Origin of the sequence: Microbacterium testaceum (assembly GCF_006539145.1) — a bacterium.
GTDB classification, from domain to species: domain Bacteria; phylum Actinomycetota; class Actinomycetes; order Actinomycetales; family Microbacteriaceae; genus Microbacterium; species Microbacterium testaceum.
Genome location: NZ_BJML01000001.1, coordinates 277221 through 301818, shown reverse-complemented (window position 1 = coordinate 301818; position 24598 = coordinate 277221). Strand labels below are relative to the sequence as shown.

Annotated in this window: 21 protein-coding genes; 13 read left to right on the top strand and 8 right to left on the bottom strand. The window is 70.0% G+C overall.

What is annotated here, in order from left to right:
• Positions 1-13: 13 nt before the first annotated feature.
• On the bottom strand, positions 14-2275 hold the full coding sequence (locus MTE01_RS17270; RefSeq protein ID WP_170210582.1) for a helix-turn-helix transcriptional regulator: 2262 nt from the start codon (positions 2273-2275) through the stop codon (positions 14-16).
• 446 nt (positions 2276-2721) lie between these two features.
• Here MTE01_RS17270 and MTE01_RS01525 point away from each other — a divergent pair, with 446 nt between their 5' ends.
• From MTE01_RS01525 to MTE01_RS01500, 6 genes are all read left to right on the top strand, one after another.
• A complete protein-coding gene (locus MTE01_RS01525; RefSeq protein ID WP_170210581.1) occupies positions 2722-4005 on the top strand; it encodes a PVV-CTERM domain-containing choice-of-anchor G protein in 1284 nt (427 codons plus the stop codon).
• Positions 4006-4016: 11 nt separating this feature from the next.
• Complete coding sequence (locus MTE01_RS01520) at positions 4017-4214, top strand: hypothetical protein (protein WP_103206541.1); 198 nt, start codon at positions 4017-4019, stop codon at positions 4212-4214.
• Entirely contained in the window at positions 4211-5578 is a 1368-nt protein-coding gene (locus MTE01_RS01515; RefSeq protein ID WP_141375333.1) for an XrtP-associated glycosyltransferase, read from the top strand. Before MTE01_RS01520 ends, MTE01_RS01515 begins: the two co-directional genes overlap by 4 nt.
• A complete protein-coding gene (gene xrtS, locus MTE01_RS01510; RefSeq protein ID WP_141375331.1) occupies positions 5575-6189 on the top strand; it encodes an exosortase S in 615 nt (204 codons plus the stop codon). The genes MTE01_RS01515 and xrtS overlap by 4 nt, the downstream gene beginning before the upstream one ends.
• Positions 6186-7352, top strand: coding sequence for a non-hydrolyzing UDP-N-acetylglucosamine 2-epimerase (gene wecB / locus MTE01_RS01505; protein WP_103206544.1), 1167 nt, complete (start codon positions 6186-6188; stop codon positions 7350-7352). Before xrtS ends, wecB begins: the two co-directional genes overlap by 4 nt.
• A gap of 176 nt (positions 7353-7528) precedes the next feature.
• Positions 7529-8488, top strand: coding sequence for a hypothetical protein (locus tag MTE01_RS01500; protein WP_141375329.1), 960 nt, complete (start codon positions 7529-7531; stop codon positions 8486-8488).
• 118 nt (positions 8489-8606) lie between these two features.
• Here MTE01_RS01500 and MTE01_RS01495 read toward each other — a convergent pair whose 3' ends face one another.
• Positions 8607-10535 carry a BglG family transcription antiterminator gene (locus MTE01_RS01495; RefSeq protein ID WP_174799620.1) on the bottom strand — a complete coding sequence of 643 codons (1929 nt, stop codon included), beginning with the start codon at positions 10533-10535 and terminating at the stop codon, positions 8607-8609.
• Between the two features lie 189 nt (positions 10536-10724).
• Between MTE01_RS01495 and MTE01_RS01490 the strand changes: the two genes are divergently transcribed.
• From MTE01_RS01490 to MTE01_RS01460, 7 genes are all read left to right on the top strand, one after another.
• Positions 10725-11051, top strand: coding sequence for a PTS sugar transporter subunit IIB (locus MTE01_RS01490; RefSeq protein ID WP_103206546.1), 327 nt, complete (start codon positions 10725-10727; stop codon positions 11049-11051).
• A gap of 19 nt (positions 11052-11070) precedes the next feature.
• On the top strand, positions 11071-11346 hold the full coding sequence (locus MTE01_RS01485; RefSeq protein WP_103206547.1) for an HPr family phosphocarrier protein: 276 nt from the start codon (positions 11071-11073) through the stop codon (positions 11344-11346).
• 15 nt (positions 11347-11361) lie between these two features.
• Positions 11362-13044, top strand: coding sequence for a phosphoenolpyruvate--protein phosphotransferase (gene ptsP, locus MTE01_RS01480; protein WP_141375327.1), 1683 nt, complete (start codon positions 11362-11364; stop codon positions 13042-13044).
• Between the two features lie 52 nt (positions 13045-13096).
• Entirely contained in the window at positions 13097-14764 is a 1668-nt protein-coding gene (locus tag MTE01_RS01475; RefSeq protein ID WP_103206549.1) for a PTS mannitol transporter subunit IIBC, read from the top strand.
• 103 nt (positions 14765-14867) lie between these two features.
• Positions 14868-15305, top strand: coding sequence for a PTS mannitol transporter subunit IIA (locus tag MTE01_RS01470; RefSeq protein WP_103206550.1), 438 nt, complete (start codon positions 14868-14870; stop codon positions 15303-15305).
• Complete coding sequence (locus tag MTE01_RS01465) at positions 15302-16453, top strand: mannitol-1-phosphate 5-dehydrogenase (RefSeq protein ID WP_141375325.1); 1152 nt, start codon at positions 15302-15304, stop codon at positions 16451-16453. The genes MTE01_RS01470 and MTE01_RS01465 overlap by 4 nt, the downstream gene beginning before the upstream one ends.
• Positions 16454-16570: 117 nt before the next feature.
• The gene (locus MTE01_RS01460) at positions 16571-17353 is read left to right on the top strand and encodes an alpha/beta hydrolase (protein ID WP_141375323.1); all 783 of its coding nucleotides are present in this window, start codon (positions 16571-16573) and stop codon (positions 17351-17353) included.
• A 193-nt stretch (positions 17354-17546) separates the two neighbouring features.
• Here the strand turns inward: MTE01_RS01460 and MTE01_RS01455 are convergent, their stop codons facing one another.
• Genes MTE01_RS01455 through MTE01_RS01430 form a run of 6 tightly spaced genes read right to left on the bottom strand, consistent with a single transcriptional unit; the run spans position 17547 to position 24518 of the window.
• The gene (locus MTE01_RS01455; RefSeq protein WP_246077966.1) at positions 17547-18677 is read right to left on the bottom strand and encodes an adenosine deaminase; all 1131 of its coding nucleotides are present in this window, start codon (positions 18675-18677) and stop codon (positions 17547-17549) included.
• Positions 18677-19966: a thymidine phosphorylase gene (locus MTE01_RS01450; protein WP_141375321.1), complete on the bottom strand. Its 1290-nt coding sequence runs from the start codon at positions 19964-19966 to the stop codon at positions 18677-18679. Before MTE01_RS01450 ends, MTE01_RS01455 begins: the two co-directional genes overlap by 1 nt.
• Entirely contained in the window at positions 19963-20364 is a 402-nt protein-coding gene (locus MTE01_RS01445) for a cytidine deaminase (RefSeq protein WP_013583709.1), read from the bottom strand. Before MTE01_RS01445 ends, MTE01_RS01450 begins: the two co-directional genes overlap by 4 nt.
• Positions 20365-20401: 37 nt before the next feature.
• On the bottom strand, positions 20402-21679 hold the full coding sequence (locus tag MTE01_RS01440; protein ID WP_141375319.1) for an ABC transporter permease: 1278 nt from the start codon (positions 21677-21679) through the stop codon (positions 20402-20404).
• On the bottom strand, positions 21676-23004 hold the full coding sequence (locus MTE01_RS01435) for an ABC transporter permease (protein WP_103206554.1): 1329 nt from the start codon (positions 23002-23004) through the stop codon (positions 21676-21678). Before MTE01_RS01435 ends, MTE01_RS01440 begins: the two co-directional genes overlap by 4 nt.
• Positions 23001-24518 (bottom strand): ABC transporter ATP-binding protein, encoded by a 1518-nt coding sequence (locus tag MTE01_RS01430; protein ID WP_141375317.1) that lies wholly within the window; start codon positions 24516-24518, stop codon positions 23001-23003. The genes MTE01_RS01435 and MTE01_RS01430 overlap by 4 nt, the downstream gene beginning before the upstream one ends.
• Positions 24519-24598: the final 80 nt, after the last annotated feature.

Here is a 24598-nt window from a genome sequence, read left to right as displayed (position 1 = left end):
ACGGTGCGCGGGATCAGACCGCGAAGACTCGCCGCGGAGCCACTCTGGTCACGACCTCGAACCGCTCGGAGCGACTCATGCCCAGCCTCGTCCGCGCGTGATGCAGGTGCGACTCGACCGTGCGGATCGACAGGTGCAGGCGTTCGGCGATCACCGCGTTCGTGTGACCCGACGCCGCCAGGAGCACGACCTCGCGCTCGCGCGCCGTGAGCCTGTCGAGTGACCGGACCGAGGGTTCGCCGAGCGTCTCGCGAACCTGTTCGATCAGGGCCGTGAGCGCGGGAAGATCGAATCGCCGCGCGTACCCGGTGGCGCGCGAGAGCAGGTCCGACGGCCGCATTCCCGCGCGAAGAGCGAGCTCGAGCATCGTGGGGAGGAACACCGGCGCATGGCGCTCGGCGAGAGGAAGCTCCAGGCCGATCCGGTGCAACGCCAGGTGGGAGCGGCCGGCGATGACATCGATCAGGACGTGGGTGACCGTGCGCGCCAGCCCGTACGCCCGCCCGGCCCACGTGCTCGGCACGGCTTCGGCGCGCGCGAGGGCAGCGCTGGCGTTGATGACATCACCGACCATCGCGTACCCCACGGCGAGCAACAGATCGGTCCACACGCGGGTGTTCGCCGAGGGGGCGAGCCTCAGGCAGCTCAGGCTCCCGAAGATGCCGTCGGCATCGCCGAGGCGGGCGTGGAGCGCCGCGTCGAGGATGGCCAGCACCGTCAGGTCGTCCTGGCGGTCCACGCAGCGAGCAGTGAGCATGCGACGACGAAGCGACGCCCGCACCGCCGGCAGATCGTGCTGCAGCATGATCGACGTGAGGACGTGGCGCTGGTAGATGTCGAGGCGCGGTTCCGCGTCGAGCCCATGGCGTTGTCGCCGAGGCTCCATCAGAGCGATGGCCGCGCCCCCGTTTCCCCGCAGGGCCGACAGGACCGCGACATTGGCATCCCGATACGCGACGGCGTCCGCGTCCGCACCGGGCCGGGCGGCCGGGATCTGCATCTCGAGCGGTTCGACGGTCGGATCGCTCAAGATGCGGAACATCGTCATCGCGCTCTCGGCGATGGTTCCCCAGGAGGGATCGTCGCCGAGCCACTCGGAGATGACGCTCAGACGCTCACGAGCCTGTGCTCCTCCGTCCTCGATCGCGACGAGCCTGTTCACCAGTGCGCGGACGAGGAGGGTCGCCTCCTCCGGGTCGGCGGGCGGGGGAACATCGGCGAGGAGGACATCGGCATCCGCACCGCGTCCCACGGCGTCGTATGCCAGGGCGAGCGCCACGCGCGAACGCACCGGGACCGGCCCGGGACGGTCGAGCACCAACCCGGCCATACGGATCGCATCGGCGGGTCGCGATGATCGGGCCACCGCCAGCGCCGCCGAGTCACGCAGCTGCTGAAGCGTCGCGATTCCACACTCGTCACCGGGTTCGGGCGCATATCGGGCGCAGAAGGTGACGGCTCGGATACCGAGACGAGTTCCCGACGTGGCCAGCCCGAGCAGGCCCGCCGCCACCCGCCCCCGGCATCCCTCGATCTCCGCCCGTCCCAGGCGGTCAGCCGCCACGCGGGCCGCGATCTCGCACGCGGCGATGTTGAACGTGTCGGTGGACGCGGAGAGCAGACCACAATCCCGCAGGGTCGCCAACGTGCCCGCCGTCACGGCCACGCGAAGATACCGCAACGGCGTCGGTCCGAGTTCGCGGATCACGCTCAGCACGCACAACTCGTCGCTCGTGAGGGAAGCGATCATGTCCTGTGCGATGTCCACGATCCGGCCCGTGAGCGGATCGCACGCCGGGTCCAGCGGCATCAGGGCGTCCAGTCGATGCGCGGCGGCAGCGAACTCCACAGTTTTCTCGATCAACGCGGGGTTGCCGCCGGTGAGCCGGTGCAGAGCGGAGTTCCACACGTCATCGCCGGGCTCGCTCCCGAAATGTCGCGTGCGCAGCGAGTCGCTCAGACGCGTCGAATCCGCCAGGCTGAGCGGCTCGATCATCACGCTCACCGTGCGCGGGTGTTCGCACAGCGTCTTCAGCGCGGCAGCCAGCCGCCGATCGACGGCGGAGGCGACGACCGCGGGGCACGTGATGGCGACGAATGTCGCTCCGTGATGCAGAACCGCACCGATGAGCGTCTCGATGAGGCCGGCGGGAAAGCGATCCAGGTCATCGACGAGGATCGTCGTCTCGTCGGCGACCAGGTCCGCCACCATCGCGGGAACACGGGCCTCCTCTACCACGGCGGCGGCGCCCGCGCTGTCGAAGACGGAGATCATCCCGCCCGGACGCTGGCGTACACGCACCGACGGTGTGGACATGGTCGTCGTCAGCGCACTCAGAATCCGCGTTCTGCCCGCACCGCGTCCTCCGGTGATGAGGACGTTCCGCCGGTGATCCAGCGCCCACATCGCGCGACACAGGGGCTCATCCCGCCCCCAGATCAACTCCTTGTTCATGACTGCTCCCCCTCACAATCCGCCGGTCCTCCATTGGTTCCCCGGTGTTTCCTAGGTCTCATTCTTCTCACACTGATTGCGTTAGTTGTCCACGCTTACGTACTCGTATCCGTACATTTCTCGTGGATTCCGCGTCCCATCTGCACCGAATTCCGTGTCGGGTACGGATGCCGCGTACCGCCCCCACTCATAGGTTGCTCTGCGTCCGCACGCCGTCACCGACGCCCTCTTCGCGGACCCGACCCGAGAGAGAAACAGGTACGCAATTGCACAGCACACATCCGCACACCCGCACCGCGCGCGTGGCGCGCTTCGCGGCCGTGGGCGCCCTGGCCACTGCCCTCGTCATCCCCGCCACGGCGGCCCACGCCGCCGACGTCGTCTCGCAGGCCAACGGACGTCTCGTCGACGTGAGCATCGCGGGAACGAACGTCACCGACGCCGTCCTCGCCCTGCGCGGGGCGACGGCCGTGAATCCCGACGGCAGCGGCGACGTCACGACCGATCAGCCCCTGGACGCCGAAGCCCTCGCCGGGCTGTTGCAGCTCAGCAGCGGGTCGAACACCCTCTTCGGCGACAACGGCATCCTGCGCCTCGGTGCGGTGGGCCAGTATGCGCAAGCACGCGACGACGGGAGCTCCTCCGCCTTCTCGGGCGCGGTGTCCGCGGCACCGAGCCTCATCGGCGTCGGCACCGTCACCCCGTCGAACGTCGGGTCGCCGAGTGCGAACGACACGGCTACCCTCACCGTCGGCGGGGCCAACCAGCTCGTGGGTCTGACCGCCCACTTCGGGACACTCGCCGCCTCTGCGCAGCAGGCCGCCGACGGGACGCAGACGGGCCAGTACGTGCTGGCCGACACGACCTTCGAGGTCGACGGCACGCTCGTGAACACCGCTGTGGGCGTCATCAGCCCGGCGATCGACACGCTGCTCGCCGTGGCGGGCGGTTTCGGCGTGAGCCTGTCGAACCCGTTCGCCGGGGGCACGGTCGAAGTCACGCTCGACGACGTGCTGGCCGCGGCCGGCGTCGCCGACGTCAACGATCTGCCGCCGGGGACCGACCTCGTGTCGTACATCCCGACCGCCGTCGCGAAGAAGATCACCGATCAGGTGGCGAGCATTCTCGACGCCGTCCGGACCAGAGCCGGTCAGCTCGGGTTCGTCGGAGCTCCCCTCAGCGCCGCCCTCAGCGTCGCCGAGGGGGTCATCAACCCGGTGCTGAACGGTCTCACGAACAACGTGGTCGCCCCCTTGGCAACCGCGCTCACCGCGCTGATTCAGCTGCCGGTCAACGTTCAGGAGCACAACGCGGACGGGTCGTTCACTCAGACGGCGCTGCGCATCGGCTATCTCCCCGGTGGATCGCTCGCGCGCATCGATCTCGCCAGCGCCACCGTCGGCCCCAACGCCGGCAGACTCGCCGTTCCCGTCGCCGGCGCCGAGTCGCTGTCGATCGCGGGGGGCATGCTGGGTGTCGCAGCCTTGCTGGTGGCCGCGGTCGTCATCCGGCGCCGCACCCTGCGCGCCGTCGCCACGGCACGCAGCTGAAGAGCGTCCCGATGTACGTGAATCGTGGAGTCGGCGGCGGCGCCGCCGGGGTTCTCGCCGTCACCGGTCTCACCGTGCCCCTGGCAGCGCTCGTGATCGTCGCGGCGATCATGATCGCCGTCGGAGTGCTCGTGCTGTGGCGCGCTTACCGTCTGCGCGTCCAGACGCCGTCACCTCACCGTTTCGGGGAAGCCCGTGGCCGGCGATGACACCCCTCGACATCCTCTACGCCCTCTCCTTCGTGTTCCTGGTGATGTTCCTCACCTACACGACGCTGATCGTGGTCCCGTTCCTGCGACGACCGCGCGCGGCGGAGGGAGACACCGCCCCTTTCGAATGGCACGCCTTCCTCCCCTGCCGGGACGAAGCGGCCGTCGTCGAGGCGACGATGACGAGGACGCGCGAGCGGTTTCCGCAGATCCATCTGTGGATGATCGACGACGCCAGCACCGACGGCACGGGTGAGCTCATCGCCCGTGCCGCCGGGGCGGACTCGTTCATCCATCCCGTCCTCCGCACGCTCCCCGATGCCCGGTCCGGCAAAGGGGCGGCGTTGAACGCCGCCTTCGTGCAGCTCGACGCCTGGCGCTCCCGGGAGCGGGCACGGGCCGCCGACGACGACGACCGGACGATCGTGGTCGTCGTCGATGCCGACGGAGACCTCGCCCCTGATGCCCTGCGTCAAGCGGCCGGCCCTGCCGCTTTCGGAGACCCCCTCGTCGGGGCTCTGCAGGTCGCGGTGCGGATGAACAACAGGGACGACCCCTCCCCCTCGCCCGGGCGGGGTCGTCTCGCCTCGGCGTGGGCGCGCTCCCTCATCCGCATGCAGGACATCGAGTTCCGCACGACGATCGCAGCGATGCAGATCCTCCGGATGCGTACCGTGTCGGTCGGGCTCGGGGGCAACGGCCAATTCACCCGGTTGAGCGCGCTGCGCGCGGCGTCCCTCGACACCGGCGAACCGTGGGGAGACGCCCTGCTCGAGGATTACGAGGTGGGCTTGCGCATCATGCTCGCCGGCTACCGCACCGTCTACGTCCACGACACGTACGTGTCGCAAGAGGCCCTTCCCTCCGCACGCCGCCTGCTCACGCAGCGCACGCGCTGGTGTCAGGGCGGGATGCAATGCGGACGCTACATTCCGCACATCTTCGGTTCGCGTTCCTTCACGAACGCGGGCGCCTTCGAAGCCGCCTATTTCCTCGCCATCCCCTACATCCAGCTCCTGGGGCTGATCGTGTGGCCGTCGGTCGCCATCGCGATGATCGTGACGGGGGCACTGGCTCCCGGCGGCTTCCTGTCATGGGCGTGGCAATCCGCGTGGATCCTGCCGCTCTGGGTGGCCACCGGCATCCTGCCCTTCGCCCTGTGGCCGATCGTGTACACCCGACGAGAAGAGCGACACCCGCTGTGGAAGGGACTGCTCTGGGGCCTCGGGTATTGGCTGTACATGTACCAGAGCTATGTCTGCGTCGCGCGGGCGCTGGGGCGCCTGCTCACCCGGCGAAACGGCTGGACGAAGACCCGGCGCAACGCAGACGCAGATCGACTGCTGCGGGCGGTGGAGGTATGAGCACCACCTCGCTCGGGCGCTTCGGCGCCTCGTTCATGACCACCCGGGCGGCTCTCGCGCTGCCACTCTTGCTCGCCGCGGTCCTCCTTGTCGCGAACGAGACCCGCGTACGAACGACGGAGGCGGCCCTGACCCGCTGGGCGCTCGACCCGATCACACCCGGTCGGGCGGCGGCCGCGGGCCCCGTCGTCTACTTCGGCATCGGGACGCCCGAGCTCGTCGGCCTCGACATCACCACCCTCTGTTCGACGATGGTGCTCATCGTTCCGCTGCTCGTCCTGGCCGCCGCGGCGGTCGTGATCACCCGCGCGCGCATCGGTCGCGTCCTCGTCGGCCTCACCGCCGCCGCGTCGCTCGCCTCGACGTGCAACATCGTCCGCTTCGTCTCCGCCGCGTGGGCCTACACGCAGTACGGGCGCGAGGGCTTCGACCTCGTGCACCGCTACATCGGTTCGGTGTTCGTGCTCCTCGGGTTCGGGGCAGCGATCTCTCTGCTGTTGATCATCGCGCTGCGGCAGCCCCGCGCGTACACCGCGACGCCGATCACCCCCTCTCCCGCTGTCCTGCGCAGGGATCTGCGCACGCGCCGCTCCCGGAAGGTCCGCCGATGACACCGCCCCACGTCGAGATCGTCTATGGAACCCGCCCGGAGGCGGTCAAATGCGCCCCACTCGTGGCGGAACTGCGCGCACGCGACTCGCTGCGGACCACCGTCGCGGTGACGGGGCAGCACCGGGAGATGACCGATCAGATCAACGCCTCCTTCGGCATCCGTCCCGACGCCGACCTCGATGTCTTCCGCCGCGGCAGCACGCTCGCGCAGACCTCTTCGGCGATCTTCTCCGCACTCGCGGCGCGGTGGGAGCAACACGCTCCGGATGCCGTCATCGTGCAGGGAGACACCGCCAGTGCCGCGCTCGCAGCGGTCGCCGCGTATTACGCCGGAGCACGCGTCATCCACCTCGAGGCGGGGCTGCGCTCGGGTGACCTGCGCTCCCCGTTCCCGGAGGAGGGCAATCGTCGCCTCATCGCGCCGCTGGCCTCCCTCCACCTCGCGCCCACGGAGAGCGCCGCAGCCCATCTCCGCGCCGAGGGGATCGCGAACGACGCCATCGTCGTCACCGGGAACACCGGTATCGACGCGCTGCACCGGCAGAAGACCCACCCGCAACGCTTCGACGACCCCGCGATGGAGGGCCTCGTCGACGGGGGGAACCGCATCGTGCTCGTCACCGTGCACCGACGCGAGTCGTGGGGCGGGCCGCTCGCCCGCGTCGTGGCTGCCGTCGCCGAGACCGTGGCGGCGCGGTCAGACGTGGTCGCCGTGCTGCCGCTCCACCCCAACCCGCGTGTGCGGGACGAGGTGCGCGCGGCCGCCGGCGACACCGATCGCGTCGTGCTGTGCGAGCCCCTGCCGTACGCCCAGTTCGGTCGGTTGCTGGCGCGCGCGCACTGCGTCGTCACCGACTCGGGCGGCGTGCAGGAGGAGGCGCCCGCGCTCGGCATCCCCGCTCTCGTCGTGCGCGACACGACCGAACGCGCCGAGGGCGTGGATGCCGGAGCCGCCCGTCTCATCGGCACTCGACGCGAGAGGGTCGTGGTGGAGCTGTCGGCCCTGCTCGACGACCCCGCTCGGCATCGTGAGATGTCCCGCGCTCAGCTTCTCTACGGCGACGGCCGGGCCGCCCCTCGAGCCGCCGATGCGATCGAGCGCCTGCTCGGCGTGGCCGCCCCCACGATCACCGCCCCCGAGTTCGCCGCGATCGGCATGTGAACCGGGGTCCCGGGGCGCAGAATGTGCATCGGGGCGACTTTCGACCGCCCCGGTGCACATCTCCCGCCCCGGTAGCGGTGTCGGGGCGATCCTCCCGTACGGCGATCGAGCTCAATCTGTCCACAACGGGGGCTCGAGCGGCGGCGGTGTGACGTGCGATCCATCATCGTGGGCGGATGACAACGGAGCTCACGGTGCCGCTCGTCCGTCGCACGCAGCTCGACGAGCTGGGGTGGGGTTCCCGGCGAGTGCGGCGCGAACTCGAATCGGGCTCCCTCGCCGCCGTCCGCCGCGGCGTGTATGCCCGGGCGGCCGACATCGCTCACCTCACCCGCCCGGAACAGAGAATCGTGCTTCGGGCGAGGGCGCTCGCGCTCGTGTCTCGCTCGCGGCCGACGTTCTGCGGCGTGACCGCCGCCGCCATCCAGGGGCTTCCCTGCCTGCGAGACGACGGCAAGATCCACCTCCTGACCGCCGACGATCGACCCGGCGCGTCCGCGGACGTCGTCCGGCACCGTGACCTCCACGAGGCGAGCTCCGTCGACGTGAACGGCTTGCGGTGCACGCCGCTCGCGCGCACCGTCGCCGATGTCGCGCGGAGCGAGACGCGTGACGTCGCGCTGAGTGTCGCCGACGCGGCGCTGCGACGACGCGCCTTCCACCCGCCGGGCTCGTACGACGAGACCGCGGCGACGCTCTTTCGGGAGGACGCCCTCGGGTGGGCCGCCCGTGTCACACGCAACCGGCGTACGGCCGAGCGTCTTCTTCGCCTCGCGGACGGCCGTGCCCAGCTCCCGGGCGAAAGCGTCAGTCGACTGCGACTGCTCGATCTCGGCTTCGCGCCCCCGGCGCTCCAGGTCCCCGTGCCCGGGCCGCACGGGGGCACCTTCTGGGTCGATTTCGGTCTCGACGACGTCGACGCCTGGGGCGAGTTCGACGGGAAGACGAAATATCGAGAACTCGCCGCGGCGGAGGGACGGTCGCCGTTCGAGGTCGTCGACCGTGAGAAGCAGAGGGAGGACTGGATCCGAGGCAGCACGAACAGACGCTTCGCCCGGTGGGGGTGGGATGACATCCGAGACGCCGCGACACTGGGCCGACGCCTCCGCGCCTTCGGGATCACGCCCCCACGCTGAGCGCCCGCATCGGGGCGCGACATGTGCACTGGGGCGGCCGAGAATCGCCCCGGTGCACATTTCCCGCCCCGGTAAGGGCGGCCGCACCGCTTCGACCCCAGCCGCGCCGCGCGCGCGGTCAGCCGTCGATCACCGCGACCAGTTCGTCCAGGAACGCAGCGAAGTCCGTGCCGCGGCGAACGATGCGCTGCACGCTGTCGCGCTCGCTGAAGACCTCGACGAACTGCTCGAACACCGTCTGGAACGCCTCGCGATCGGTCTCGCTGAAGGCCACGAGCGCCACCACCTGCACGCGGCCCTCGCCCCACGCGATCGAGGGGTCGGCGATGCCGATCGCGATGCGGGTCCGGGTCGCGGTCATGCCCATCGCGTGCGGCACGGCGAGGGCGTCGGTGAACGCCGTCGACGAGATCGCCTCGCGTTCCACCGCCCGGGCGACGTAGGCGTCGTCGATGACGCCCTGCTCCACCAGCATCCGACCGAGGCGTCGGATGACGCCGGCCTCGCCCTCGGCGGCATCCAGCCCCCGCACGAAGGCCTCGGGCGCGAAGTACCCCTCGAGCTCGGCCCGCAGTCGGGCGAGACGACGACCGCGACGGATGCGCCCGGCCGCGGCCTGGACCCGCTCCACGTCGGCGCCGGTGAGGAACGGCTGGATGCGCACGAACCGATCCCCCGGCCGCGGCGGATCGATGGTCGTGAGCACGAGATCGGTGTCGATCGCGTCCCAGGCCGGGTCGATGCGCGTCTCGACGCCCACGACTTCGATGGCCTGACCGAGCGAGCGGTCGACGCTCGAGCGCAGCAGCTCGTGCAGCTCGTAGTACCCGGGGCAGACGATCGTCGCCGTCAGCAGCTGGTCGGCCCGGCGACTGCGCTCGAGCCGGCCGCCGACGTGCATGGCGATGTAGGCGATCTCGTCGTCGAGGATCGGGATGCCGAGACCGTCCTGCAGCCCCTTCGCGATGTACACCGCGACCTCGAAGATCATCGGGTACGTCGACTTCAGCGACCGCGTCAGCGGATTGCGCGACCAGGCTTGCTCACGCGCGCGATGCAGCAGATTCTGCACGTGCAGGGCCAGGCGCAGGATGAAGTCGTCGTGAGCGATGTCGACGAGGAATTCGGATGCCGCGTTCTCGACGACCCGCCGCACGGCCGCCTCGACCGACGGGTCGAGGCGGGAGCGCACGTCGTCGCCGCCCGGCGATCCCGGGGCGACGATGCGCGTCAGCACGAGCGTCGCGAGGTGCCGCAGATCGCCCGAGCCGAGCTGGACGCCGATGTGCTTTCGAGTGAGCCGGTCGAGCACGTCGACCACCGCGGCCGCCGCGTCCGAGGAGTCGCCGCCCGGCGAGCCGAGGGCGCGGTCGCGGGTCGTGCGGTCGGCGGCGATCGCGATGTGCATCACGACGTCGCCGATGCCGATCTCGTTGACGTAGTAGCCGAGCGCCCCGAGCTCGGCGACGAGCTCGGCCTTGAACGGACCGAAGGCGCGCGCTCCGACCGACTGCTCGCCGAGCGTGCGGCGCAGGGCGTCGAGGTCGAACAGCCCGGCGTCCATCTCGTCGTGGGCGAGCTTCGACAACAGGCGACGCTGAGCGACCTCGGTTCCCCGGAGACGAGCGGTGGATGCCGAGCGCTCGAGGGTCAGCTCGGTGCCCCCCAGCAGCCCGCGGACACGGGACAGGTCGGCCTCGAGGGTCGCCGCGCTGACGTGGAGGGCATCGGCGGTGTCGAAGACCTCGATGCCGTCGGCGGAGTCCAGCAAACGGCGCACGAGAGTGTGCAAGCGGTCGCGCGGGGTACCGGTATCCGTTCCGGTGAGGGCGCGCAGTGCTGCGGCCGCCTCGGCCCCGGCGCGATAGCCGAGGGGGCCGGACTCGACCGCCGCACCGCCGGCGACACGAGCGTTGATGGCCGTGACGTAGGAGCGGATGCTGCGCGGAGTCACCCCGAGGGCGTCGGCGAGCGAGGCCGCGGTCGACCATTCCCCGTCCCGCAGCAACAGGGCCAGCAGGCGGTCTTGGCGAGCTTTCGTCGTCACGATCCGTCCTCCGCGCCGCACCGGTGAGCGGCGATTCCCCCATCCTTTCACGCCCTCCCCCGCCGGGCGCGGGGATGTGCACGCGCACGGTGGCGGGGTCACGGCATCCGCGTTCCGGGGGGTGGGAAACGAACCTGGTTGTCCGCTGTGAGCGGGGTGCGGAAAATCGAGAGGAAGAAAGGCCGGTCGATGAAGATCCTCGTGGTGTGTGGAGCGGGTGCGTCGAGCACGTTCGTGGCGCAACGCGTCCGTCGCGCTGCCCACGAGAAGGGCCTGGACTACTCCGCATCGGCGGGAACCTCGCAATCCCTCCCGATCGACCTGGACGCGGCCGACATCGTGCTGGTGGGTCCGCACCTGGCCCTCGAACTCGAGGACATCCGCCTCCAGGCCACGCCCCGCGGCGTGAGCGTGGTGCTGCTTCCCGACGATGTCTTCACCGACCACAGCGGCGCCCGAACCCTCGCCCTGGTCGAGGACGCCCTGCGTTCCCGCCAGCCCGCGGACACGATCTGAAAACGACGGAGAGGACACCATGCCCCACTTGACCCGCACCGTCCGTATCGGATCGTCGCACGGCCTGCACGCGCGCCCCGCGAAGCTCTTCGCGCAGGCGGCGAGAGACTCCGGTATCCCCGTGACCCTCGCCAAAGACGCCGGCACCCCCGTCAACGCCGCGAGCATCCTCGGAATCATCGCGCTCGGTCTCGAGCAGGGCGACTACGTGACCCTCACCGCCGACGGCGACACCGCCGAAGCGACGCTGGAGCGCCTCGCGGAGCTTCTGACCACCGACCACGACGCCGAGTAAAGGAAACACAGCACCATGACGGAACTCCGTGGAGTCGGAATCGGCCTGGGCGTCGCCCAGGGACCCATCGCGCGCATGGCCGAGCCTCTGCCCGCACCCAAGGACGCGAAGAGCGATCTGAGCCTCCAAGACGAGACGGCGCGCTTGCGCGAGGCCATCGGCGCCGTCGCCCGCGAGCTCGAGGCCCGCGGCGCCCAGGCCGGAGGAGCTGCGCGCGACGTGCTCGAGGCACAGGCGATGATCGCCGAAGACCCCACGCTCGAGGCCGAGGTCGACAGTCGCCTGGCCGCTGGCAAGACCGGTGAGTTCGCCGTGCACGACGCCTTCGCCTCCTTCCGCGAGCAGCTCGTGGCCCTCGGCGGCTATCTGGGTGAGCGCGCAGCGGACCTCGACGACGTCGCCCAGCGGGTCATCGCGCGCCTGCGGGGCGTCGCGGCTCCCGGCATCCCGGATCCCGGCCACCCCTTCGTGCTCGTCGCCAAGGACCTCGCTCCCGCCGATACCGCTCTGCTCGATCTCGACAAGGTGCTCGCCCTGGTCACCACCGAGGGCGGCCCCACCTCGCACACCGCCATCCTCGCCCGCGAGAAGTCGATCGTCGCGGTCGTCGGCGCGGCCGGCGCGAAAGACCTCGTCGACGGACAGACCGTCATCGTCGACGCTGCGGCCGGCGTCGTCACCGTCGATCCCACCGACGACGACCTCGCCCGCGCGCAGAACCGCGCCGACGCCCGCAGGACCGCGGCATCCGCTCCGATCACCGACGGCGCCCTCTCGGACGGCACGAAGGTCCCCCTGCTGGCGAACCTCGGCAAGCCCGGCGGTGCGGCCGAGGCCGTCGAGCTCGGCGCCGAGGGCGTGGGTCTGTTCCGCACCGAGTTCCTCTTCCTCAGCTCGAGCTCCGCGCCCACCGTCGAAGAGCAGCGCGCCGCCTACATCGAACTGCTGAGCGCTTTCCCCGGCAAGAAGGTCGTCGTACGCGTGCTCGACGCCGGCGCCGACAAGCCGCTTCCCTTCCTCAACGACGCGCACGAAGAGAACCCGGCGCTGGGCCTGCGGGGGCTGCGCGCCCTCCGCGCGAGCGAGGACATCCTGCGCGAGCAGCTCACCGCCCTGGCGGAGGCGGATGCCGCGACCCGGGCGTCCGAGGCGGGTCCGGCCGACCTCTGGGTCATGGCGCCGATGGTCTCGACCGTCGAGGAGACGCGCTACTTCACCGCCCTGGCCAAGGACTACGGCCTGAAGACCGCCGGCGTGATGGTCGAGGTGCCTTCCTCCGCACTGCTCGCCGACCGCATCCTGCAGATCGCGGACTTCGCCTCGATCGGCACCAACGATCTGACGCAGTACACGCTCGCCGCAGACCGCCTGCTCGGTTCGGTCGCCTCGTTCCAGGACCCGTGGCATCCGGCCGTCCTCCGCCTCATCCGCGAGGTCGGGGCCGCAGGCCGCACGAACGGCAAGCCCGTCGGCATCTGCGGCGAGGCGGCGGCCGACCCGCTGCTCGCCGTCGTGCTGGTCGGTCTCGGCGCCACCACGCTGTCGATGGCCCCCACCGCCCTCGCCGACGTGCGCGCCACCCTGCTCACCCACTCTCTCGACGATGCCCGCCGCATCGCCGAGGCAGCCCTGGCCGCCGACGACGCGGCCTCCGCCCGAGAGGCCGCCCAGGCAGCCTCCACCCACTCGGCGGCGTAAGCCGCACCCCCATCGCGGCTCCGGCCGTGCAGCCAGTCAAGGAGACACAGCAATGACGACGACGTCACCCACCAAGAAGCCGGGAGGGGCTCGCATCGCGGTACAGCGATTCGGCACGTTCCTCTCCGGCATGATCATGCCGAACATCGCGGCATTCATCGCATGGGGTTTCATCACCATGCTCTTCATCCCCGCCGGGTTCTTCGGTGCCAACAGCCCCTTCGGCTGGCACTGGGCGCCGGTCGCCGAGATCCTCGGCGGCGGCGGTGACGCTGCGGCCATCAACTGGCCCGGCGCCATGACCGCGCTGACCGCGAACACCGACGGCGGCACGTACCAGGGCTACGTCGGCCTGGTCAGCGTCATGATCACGTACCTGCTCCCGCTGCTCATCGCCAACACCGGTGGACGCATCGTCTACGGTGCGCGCGGTGGCGTGGTCGCCACGATCGCCGTGATGGGTGTCATCGTCGGCACCAACATCCCGATGTTCCTCGGCGCGATGATCATGGGCCCCCTCGCGGCCTGGATCACCAAGCAGATGGACAAGCTCTGGGACGGCAAGATCCGCCCCGGCTTCGAGATGCTCGTGAACAACTTCTCGGCCGGCATCCTCGGCATGATCCTCGCGATCGTCGGCTTCTTCGCCTTCGGCCCGGTCTTCCTCGGCATCAGCGCGGTCCTCGGCAGCATCGTGGCGTTCCTCGTGCAGTTCAACCTGCTCCCGGTGCTCTCGATCATCGTCGAACCGGCCAAGGTGCTGTTCCTCAACAACGCGATCAACCACGGCGTGTTCACCCCGCTCGGCATCGAGCAGGCGGCGAACTCCGGCAAGTCGATCCTGTTCCTCATCGAGGCCAACCCCGGCCCCGGCCTGGGCCTCCTTCTCGCCTTCACCTTCTTCGGTGTCGGAGCGGCCAAGGCTTCGGCTCCGGGCGCGATCATCATCCAGTTCCTCGGCGGCATCCACGAGATCTACTTCCCGTACGCGCTCGCCAAGCCCATGACGATCCTCGCCCTGATCGCCGGTGGCGCGTCGGGTGTCGCGACGAACATGATCTTCCAGGGTGGCCTGGCCTTCCCGGCCGCTCCCGGCAGCATCATCGCCGTCACCGTCGCCGCCATCGGCGCCGGTCCCGCCAACCTCCTGGTGGTCTACCTCTCGGTCGTCGTGGCCGCCGCCGTGACCTTCCTCGTGGCCGGCGTCATCCTCCGCGCCTCGCGCAAGCGCGACCAGGAGGCCGAGGGCGACAGCTTCGCTGCGGCCATCGACCAGACCGCGGCGAACAAGGGCAAGGAGTCGTCGGCCCTCGGCGCCCTCCGCACCCGTGCCGCCGGCACCACCGGCTCGGGCACCACCGAGACGGCCGATCGCGACGTCGATGCGGCGCTCGGCGGGCTCGAAGGCGGCGCCGTCGCCACGAAGCAGCTGAACAACATCGTGTTCGCGTGCGACGCCGGCATGGGCTCGTCCGCCATGGGCGCGAGCGTCCTGCGCAACAAGATCAAGAAGGCCGGCATCGACGGCGTCACGGTCACCAACCAGGCGATCGCGAACCTCGACGGCTCGGCCGACCTGGTCATCACGCAGAACCAGCTCACCGACCGTGCGAAGGCGCAGTCGCCCGATTCGGTGCACGTCTCGGTCGACAACTTCATGAACTCGCCGCGCTACGACGAGGTCGTGGAGATGGTGCGCGCGCAGCACGAAGCGAAGTAACCCCTAGCACGCCAGGGGCCGGTGCGTCAGCCCGGCCCCTGGCGTCTTCCCGTCCGGCCCGCGTTTTGCGAGGCTGGACAGCACGACGAGAAAGGCGAGAACCATGTCAGACGTCCTCCGCAGCGAATCCGTCCGCATCCACCCCGGCAGCGCCACCCGCGAGGAGGCGATGAAGGAAGCCGCCGACCTGCTGCAGGCCACCGGCGCCGTCACCGCCGAGTACTTCGCCGCCATGCAGCAGCGTGAAGAGACCGTGTCGACGTACATGGGCAACGAGCTCGCGATCCCCCACGGCACGAACGAGACCAAGCAGGCCATCCTCACCTCCGGCCTGTCGGTCGTCCGCTACGACGGCGGTGTCGACTGGGGCGGAGAGCCCGTCACCTTCGTAATCGGCATCGCCGGCAAGGGCGACGAGCACCTCGAGATCCTCTCGCAGATCGCCATCCTCTTCTCCGAGGAAGACGACGTCGCGCGTCTGAAGGCCGCCTCCTCGCCCGAGGAGCTGTTCGAGGCCCTCTCGGGTTCCGTCAACGCATGAAGGCCGTCCATTTCGGCGCCGGGAACATCGGCCGCGGCTTCGTCGGCCTGCTCCTGCACGAGGGCGGCTACGAGCTCGTCTTCTCCGACGTCTCGGCATCCCTGGTCGAGGCCATCAATTCGGCGTCGTCCTACACCGTCCACGAGGTGGGCGAGGGGGGCGTCGACAAGGAGGTGACCGGCTTCCGCGCGATCGACAGTTCGGTGGATGCCGAGGCGCTCGTCGACGAGATCGCGACCGCCGACGTGGTGACCACCGCCGTCGGCCCCACGATCCTGAAGTTCGTGGCCCCGCACATCGTGGCGGGTCTCGCCCTCCGCGACCCCTCCCTCCCCCCGCTGCAGATCATGGCGTGCGAGAACGCGATCGGCGCGACCGATCAGCTGCGCGAGCACGTGGTCGAGCTCTCGGGCGAGTCGTGGGATGCACTGGCATCCCGTGCGGTCTTCGCCAACACCGCGGTCGACCGGATCGTCCCGGCCCAGTCCGGCGGCGGCGTCGACGTCACGGTCGAACCCTTCTACGAGTGGGCGATCGAGCGACCGCCGTTCGGAGACACCCCGCCGAACATCCCCGGTGCGCACTTCGTCGACGACCTCGAGCCCTACATCGAGCGCAAGCTCTTCACGGTCAACACCGGGCACGCCACCACGGCGTACTTCGGCGCGCAGGCCGGGATCGACCGCATCTCGGACGCTCTGTCGAACCACGAGATCGCGGCCAAGGTCGAGGCGGCCCTCGAGGAGACCAGCGCTCTGCTCGTCGAGAAGCACGAGCTCGACGCCGACGTGCAGGGCGAGTACCGCGCGACGATCCTGCGCCGGTTCCGCAACGCCGCCCTCCCCGACACCGTGTGGCGAGTGGGTCGGCAGCCCCTGCGCAAGCTCTCGCGACACGAGCGCTTCGTGGGCCCGGCGGCCGAAGCCGTCGACCGGGGTCTTCCCGTCGATGCGCTGGTGTCCGCGATGGCCGCGGCTCTGGAGTTCTCGGATGCCGAGGACGCCCAGGCCGTCGACCTGCAGCGGATGCTGCGCGAGCTCGACGCCGAGACGTTCACCGCCGAGGTCACCGGCCTCGACGTCGAGCACCCGTTGTACGCGCGCATCGTCGAGATCGTGTCGGCCCGCAAGGCGGCCCTTCCCGCCTGACACCCGCTGCGCTCCGAACCTCCGCCGATGTGCCGCCCCGCGCGCCACATCGGCGGAGGCGTTTCGGTGGTGGGTACCGCGCGCCTCGACGCCGACCGGCGAGGATACGCTCGAGAAGTGACCCCCAGCGAGACCCCCGCCGATCCCCCTCCTGCGCGCGCTCCTCGCCGTCCCCGGCGGTGGCTGCGGTGGACTCTCGGCGGGTTGGGCGCTCTCGTCGTGCTGCTGGTCGTCGGCATCCTGATCTACACCCAGGTGGGAGTGATGGGCGCCGAGCCCGGCCCGCTCGCCGAGGCCCGGGCGAACCCGGCTCTGACGATCACCGATGACGGTGCGGGCATCGTCCTCTCCCCCGCGACGGGGGCGACCGGGCAGGGACTGGTCTTCATCCCGGGCGCGAAGGTCGAGGCGGAGGGGTACATCGCCACCTTCGCGGACACGGTCGTCGACGACGGTGTGACCGTGGTGATCACGCGCCCCTGGCTCAACCTGGCCTTCTTCGATCCCCGTCCCCTGTCGACGTTCACCGACCTCGCGCCGGACGTGTCGACCTGGGCTGTCGGCGGTCATTCCCTCGGCGGCGTCCGCGCCTGCCAACTCGCCGGCGACGCCGACGCCCTGGTGCTCTTCGCCTCGTACTGCGCGAACGACCTGTCGGCATCCGGCCTTCCCGTCCTCAGCCTCTCGGGATCCGAAGACGGCCTGTCCACCCCGCAGAAGATCGCGGATGCCAAGGGCGAACTCCCCGCGACCGCGACCTTCGTCGAGATCCCCGGCGCCTCGCACGCCTCGTTCGGCTCCTACGGTCCGCAACCCGGCGATGGCACCCCCACGATCGACCCCGCCGAGGTCGACCGGGTGATCGCCGAGCAGCTCGCGGGCTTCCTGTCGCGGCCCTGACTCCGCCCGCGGTCTCGCGGACGGTCATGTGGCGAAACTTCTGAGAACCTCGCACCTCAGACACCATCGCCGCCGACGCACGGCGCGTGCAGCGCGGAAGGTCAGGAGTTCGGCACGGGCGAGCTCGATGCCGCCCGTTCCTAGGAAACGACGACGGCGCCCACCGAAACCGGTGAGCGCCGCCCGCACCGCGTCAGCGGTGGAACCCCTCCGAGATGATCTCGATCAGCTCCTCGCGCTCCTCGACCGGGAGGAAGGCGCCGGCGGCCGCGTTCAGCTGGAACGCCTCGAGGTCGTCGAGGTCGTACTCGAACGCCTGCGCCAGCAAGCCCAACTCGCGAGTGAGCGTGGTCGCACTCATCAGCCGGTTGTCGACGTTCACCGTCACCGAGAAGTCGAGCTGGTACAGCAGGTCGAACGGGTGGGCGTCCATCGTGTCGCCCCACGCCGTGACGGCTCCCGACTGGAGGTTCGACGTCGGCGACAGCTCGAGCGTGATCTCGCGGTCGCGCACCCAGCGGGCGAGGTCGCCGAAGGTGACCTGCACCTCCTCGCCCTCGCGCGAGACGACGTCGAGGTCGTTGGCGATGCGCACGCCGTGGCCGAGGCGGAGCGCCCGACCGTCGAGGAGGGCGGAGCGAATGGATGCCAATCCCGCCCCCTCCCCCGCGTGCACGGTCGTGGGGAAGAACTGCTCGGCCAGGTAGTCGAACGCCTCGCGATGCCGCTGCGGCAGGAACCCGTCCTCCGGCCCCGCCAGGTCGAAGCCGACCACGCCGCGTCCGCGCCACGAGACGGCGAGCTCGGCGATGTCGCGCGCGTTGTCGTTGTGGCGCAGGGCCGTCAGCAGCTGTCCGACACGGATGTCCCGCCCGCGTGCGTCGGCGGCATCCTCGCCCTGCTCGATCCCCTCCTGCACGGCGTCCACGACGTCGTCGAGGCTGAGGCCGCGGGTGAGGTGCTGCTCGGGAGCCCATCGGACTTCGCCGTAGACCACGCCGTCGGCCGCGAGGTCTTCGACGAACTCCTTGGCCGCGCGTACGAGGCCCTCGCGGGTCTGCATGACGCCGACGGTGACCGAGAACTTCTCGAGGTAGTCCTCGAGCGAGCCGCCGTCGATGTGGTCGGAGAACCACGCCTCGAGGCCCTTCGCGTCGTCGGCGGGCAGGTCGAGACCGATCTCGTCGGCGAGCTCGAGCACCGTCTGCGGGCGGAGGCCCCCGTCGAGGTGATCATGCAGCGAGACCTTCGGCAGCTCGGCGATCTTCGTCCGGCCGATGCGGAAGTCTTCGGATGCCACGGTGTCCTTCTTTCCGGATGCCATCACGCGGTGATGCGCTCGCGCACGATGGGCGTTGCCGCGGGGGCGGTGTCGCCGATCTCGAGTGCGCCCTCGACGGCGCCGAGCGCGCGCTCGAAACGCGACTCGTCGTCCGCCGACAGGGTGAACAGCGGCTGACCGGCGGTCACCGACTGGCCGATGGTGACGTGCAGGTCGATGCCCGCCGCGTGCACGACGGCGTCCTCCGCCCGGGCGCGACCCGCGCCCAGACGCCACGCACCGATCCCGAACGGGAGGGCCTCGACGCGCGAGACGACGCCCGAACGCTCGGCGAGGACCGTGTGGGTCTCGCGGGGCGCGGGGAGGTCGGCATCCGGATCTCCGTCTTGCGCACGGATCATGCGGTTCCAGACGTCCATCGCGCGGCCGTCCTTCAGTGCTTCCTCGACGTCGGCGTCGGGCTGGCCCGCCAGCGTGAGCATTTCGCGGGCCAGGGCCACCGTCAGCTCGACGACGTCGGCCGGACCGCCGCCGGCGAGGACCTCGACCGACTCGCGCACCTCGTTGGCGTTGCCGATCGCGAGACCCAGCGGGGTGTTCATGTCGGTCAGCAGGGCCGTGGTGTTCACACCCGAATCCGTGCCCAGCGCGACCATCGTCTCGGCGAGCTCGCGCGCGCGGTCGATGTCCTGCATGAAGGCGCCCGAGCCGAACTTCACGTCGAGCACGAGGGAGTCGGTGCCCTCGGCGATCTTCTTCGACATGATGCTCGAGGCGATCAGCGGAATCGCCTCGACGGTGCCGGTGACGTCGCGGAGGGCGTAGAGCTTCTTGTCGGCGGGAGCGAGGCCCGTGCCGGCGGCGCAGATGACCGCGCCCACGTCGCGCAGCTGCGCCATGATCTCGTCGTTCGACAGCGCCGCGCGCCAACCGGGGATCGACTCGAGCTTGTCGAGGGTGCCCCCGGTGTGGCCGAGTCCCCGACCCGAGAGCTGCGGCACCGCGACGCCGAAAGCGGCGACCAGCGGGGCGAGCGGCAGGGTGATCTTGTCGCCCACGCCACCGGTCGAGTGCTTGTCGACGGTCACCTTGCCGAGGGAACCGAAGTCCATGCGCTCACCCGAGGCGATCATGGCGTCGGTGAGCACGCGGATCTGGTCACGACCGAGGCCGTTCAGCAGCACCGCCATGGTGAACGCCGACATCTGCGCGTCCATGACGTAGCCGCGCGTGTACGCGTCGACCAGCCAGCGGATCTCGCCCTCGGTGATGGCGCGTCCGTCGCGCTGCGCGCGGATGATGTCGACCGCGTCGTACTGCTCGGCGCTCATCGTGCGGCCTCCTCGAGGTCGCGCGGGCCGAAGGCGTCGGGCAGCACCTCGTCGATGGTCCGGATGCCGCTGACGGTCTCGAGCAGCATGCCCGGGATCGCGTGCTCGAACAGCAGCTGACGGCAGCGGCCGCACGGCATGAGCGTGCGCCCCTCCCCGTCGACGCAGACGAAGGCCACGAGCTGGCCGCCCCCGCTCATGTGCAGGTCGGACACGAGACCGCACTCGGCGCACAGCGTCACACCGTAGGAGGCGTTCTCGACGTTGCACCCCGAGACGATGCGCCCATCGGCGACGAGCGCCGCGGCGCCCACCTTGAAGCGTGAGTAGGGCGCGTACGCGCGGTGCATGGCATCCGTGGCGGCCGAACGAAGTTCGTCCCAGTCGATGTCGGTCATCGTGGAGTGGGGGGTCCTCTCGTGAAGGGAAGGGGGGTCAGCCCTTGATGTAGGGCTTTCCGGCGGCTGCGGGGCCCCGGATCTGGCCGGCGAAACCCGCCACCGCGATGATGGTCACGATGTAGGGCAGCATGAGCATGAACTCGCTGGGAATGGGGGTGCGCAGCACCGTCAGCAGGTTCTGCAGGTTGGTCGCGAAACCGAACAGCAGCGCGGCGAGCGTCGCGCGGATCGGGTCCCAGCGCCCGAAGATGACGGCGGCGAGGGCGATGAAGCCCAGGCCCGCGGTCATCTCCTTGGTGAACTGCCCCACCGAGACGAGCGTGAAATACGCACCGCCGATACCGGCGATCGCACCGGCGAGCGAGACGTTCCAGAAGCGGCTCGAGTTGACCTTGATTCCGACGGTGTCGGCGGCCTGGGGGTGCTCGCCCACGGCGCGCAGGCGCAGGCCCCACCGCGTGCGGTACAGGCCCCACGCGACCACCGCGACGACGGCGTACATGAGGTAGACGATGAACGTCTGGTTGAACAGCACCGGTCCGATGATCGGGATGTCGCCCAGCAGGGGGATCTCGATGCGGGGGAAGCGCTCCGGGCGGTTCAGCACGTCCTCGTTCGGGACCAGCAGCGCGCCGTAGAGGAAGCCGGTGAGGCCGGTGACGAGCACGTTCAGCACGACACCGACGATCACCTGGTCGACGAGGTACTTGATCGAGAAGGCCGCGAGCACGAAGGCCACGAGGACGCCGCCGACCATGGCCGCGACGAGACCCAGGAAGGGGTTGCGGGTGAGGGATGCCACGAGCGCGGCGCTGAACGCCCCGAACAGGAACTGCCCCTCGATGGCGACGTTCACGACACCGACCCGCTCGCCGATCACGCCGCCCAGCGCGCCGAAGATCAGCGGGACCGAGAGCGAGAGCGCTCCGAACAGCAGCCCGGTGACGGGAACGAGGCCGTCGGCCGCCGCCCACACGAGGAAGGCGAACACGGCCAGCGCGCCGAAGGCGATCGGCAGCCACAGCGGGGTGCGGCGGTAGCTCACGGCGTCCCAGACCGACCAGGCGGCCAGGAGCACGAGCAGCACGAGCACGCCCCAGCTGGTGATCGCGGTGGGCACCGCGACGCTACCGAGGTCGATGTTCGAGGCCGGATCGCCGAGGCGGAAGGTGCTCTGCCCGTCACGCGGGACGAGGGCGAACAGCAGGGCGAGCAGCACGGTCACGACCGCCAGGCTCACGGCCAGCTTGATGTGGCGCACGCGCACCGTGGTCAGCTGGATCGCGTCATCCGCGAGATGCGTCGCGGTCATGCCGCCACCGCCTTCTTGGCCGCCTTGGCCCGGTCTTTGGCCGCGCGCTCGGCCTCGCTCTTGGGGAGGAAGAAGATCGTGCGCACGAGCGGCGGGGCCGCGATGAAGAGCACGATGAGGGCCTGCACGACGAGCACGATGTCGACGGGAATGCCCTGCGACGCCTGCATCGTGAACGAACCCGACTTGAGAGCCCCGAACAGGATGCCGGCGGCGAACACGCCCCACGGACGACTGCGGCCGAGGAGGGCCACGGTGATGGCGTCGAAGCCGATGCCGGAGTCGATGAGACCGTCGAAGCCCGTGGTCACCGCGCCCTGGATCTGATTCATACCGGCGAGACCCGCGAGACCTCCCGCGAAGAGCATCGCGTAGACGTACATGCGGGGCACCGAGATGCCGGCGGCGCGAGCCGCGTGCGGGTTCTCGCCCACGGCGCGCAGGCGGAAACCGAGGCTCGAGCGCTCCATGAGCCACCAGACGAACACGGTGGCGATCACGACGAGCACGAAGCCGAGGTCGAGAAGGGGGAACTGCGGCCCGAGGAGCTTGGGGAACTGGGCGTTGGCGGGTGTTGCCGCCGAGATCGGCTGGTCGCCCGCGGGACGCTGCAGCAGTCCCGGGGTGCGCACCATCCACGTCACCAAGTAGTAGGCGACGTAGTTGAGCATGATCGTGAGGATCACCTCGTGCGCCCCCGTGCGCGCCTTCAGCAGGCCGACGATGCCGCCCCAGATCGCTCCACCCGCGATACCCGCGACGAGCGTGAGCGGCAACTGGATGATCATCGGCAGGTTGAGGTTGAAGGTGATGAGACCGGCGAAGGCGCAGGCGATGAGGATCTGACCGCGCCCACCGATGTTGAACAGTCCCACCCGGAACGCGAGGGCGACGCCGAGACCGGCCGCGATCAGCGGAGCCGCGAACCCGAGAGTGTTCGTGAGCGGGCGGATCTGCGCGCCGAAGTCGGAGACGCGGGAGTTGAAGACCGCACCGCGGAACAGCGCCTCGTACCCGCCGTAGACGGAGTTCCAGATCGCGCCCAGCATGTCGCCGGGCCGCGCGAAGAAGTAGCCGGAGGTCTCGCGCACCTGGTCATTCGTGGCCGCCATCAGGATGCCACCCACGATCATCGCCGCGACGACGGCGAGGAGCGTCGTGATCCACGACGAACGCAGCAGCTCGGTGAGGAACTGGTTCGTGCGGGGCGGCGCGGGCGTCTCGGCCGGGCTGTGGCCGGTCAACGGCCCCGATGCGGTCGGCAGCTGCTCGGGCGGGAGACCTGCGTCCCCGGTCGCGCCCGTGCTCGGGTTGTGGCCGCTCACGCTGTCTCCTCCGCGGGCTGCTCGCCCGCCATCATGAGCCCGAGGACCTCGCGCGGGGTGTTCCCCGGCACGATGCCCACGATGCCGCCGCGGTACATGACCGCGATGCGGTCGCCGAGGGCGGCGATCTCATCGAGCTCGGTCGACACGACGATCACGGGCACGCCCGCATCGCGCGCGGCGACGATCTGCTTGTGGATGAATTCGATCGAGCCGACGTCGACGCCGCGGGTGGGCTGGGCGGCGACGAACAGCTTCAGCGGACGGCTCATCTCGCGGGCGATGACGACCTTCTGCTGGTTGCCGCCCGAGAGGGTTCCGACCGGGGTGGATGCCGACTGGGTACGGATGTCGTACTCCGCGATGCGGTCGCGAGCGAAGGCGGTGAGCGCGGCGCGCTTGATCGTGCCGCCGGAGACGAACGCGGAATCGGAGGAGCGGTCGAGGATGAGGTTCTCGGCGACGGAGAAGCCGCCCACCAGTCCGTCTTCCTTGCGGTCCTCGGGAACGAATCCGACGCCCGCGTCGAGGATCGCGCGCACGCTCTTGCCCACGAGGTCGGCGCCGTCGAGGTCGACGGTGCCCGTCACGCCCTCGGCGAGACCCACGATGGCCTCCACGAGTTCGGTCTGACCGTTGCCCTGGACACCGGCGACGGCGAGGATCTCGCCGGGCCGCACGTCGAGGTCGACGTCGTCGACGACGACGGTGCCGTCCGCGGTCACGACGCGCAGGTTGCGCACCGTCAGACCGCCGGATGCCGCCGCCTTCGGTGCGTCCTTGACGACGGTCAGCTCGACGGCGCGCCCCACCATGAGCGAGGCGAGCTCGCCGTTGCTCGCCGTAGGCTCGGCCTCGCCGACGATCTTGCCGAGGCGGACGACCGTGATGCGATCGGCGACCTCGCGCACCTCGCGGAGCTTGTGCGTGATGAACACGATGGACGTGCCCTCATCGCGCAGCTGACGCATGATGCCCATGAGCTCGTCGGTCTCCTGCGGAGTGAGCACGGCCGTGGGCTCGTCGAACACGAGCACCTTGGCATCCCGGGACAGGGCCTTGATGATCTCGACGCGCTGCTGCACGCCCACGGGCAGGTCGCCGACGAGGGCGTCGGGGTCGACCTCGAACCCGAAACGCTGCGCCACGTCGCGGACGTGTTTCCGAGCCGCGTTCAGGTCGAGCGCACCCAGGGTCTTGGTGTTCTCGTGACCGAGCATGACGTTCTCGGCGACGGTGAAGACGGGGATGAGCATGAAGTGCTGGTGCACCATGCCGATACCCGCGGCCATGGCGTCGCCGGGGCCGCGGAAGCGCTGGACGACGTCGTCCAGCAGGATCTCGCCCTCCTCGGCCTGATACAGGCCGTAGAGGACGTTCATGAGTGTGGATTTACCGGCACCGTTCTCTCCGAGGAGAGCGTGGATCTCACCAGGCTGGACGACCAGATCGATGTGGTCGTTCGCAACCAGGGACCCGAACCGCTTGGTGATGCCGCGGAGCTCGAGCTTCATGCTGTGCACCCTATTCGAAGACGTTAAGAAGACGGAAAGAAACCGCGGTCCCTCGGACTCCTGGTCCGAGTGACCGCGGC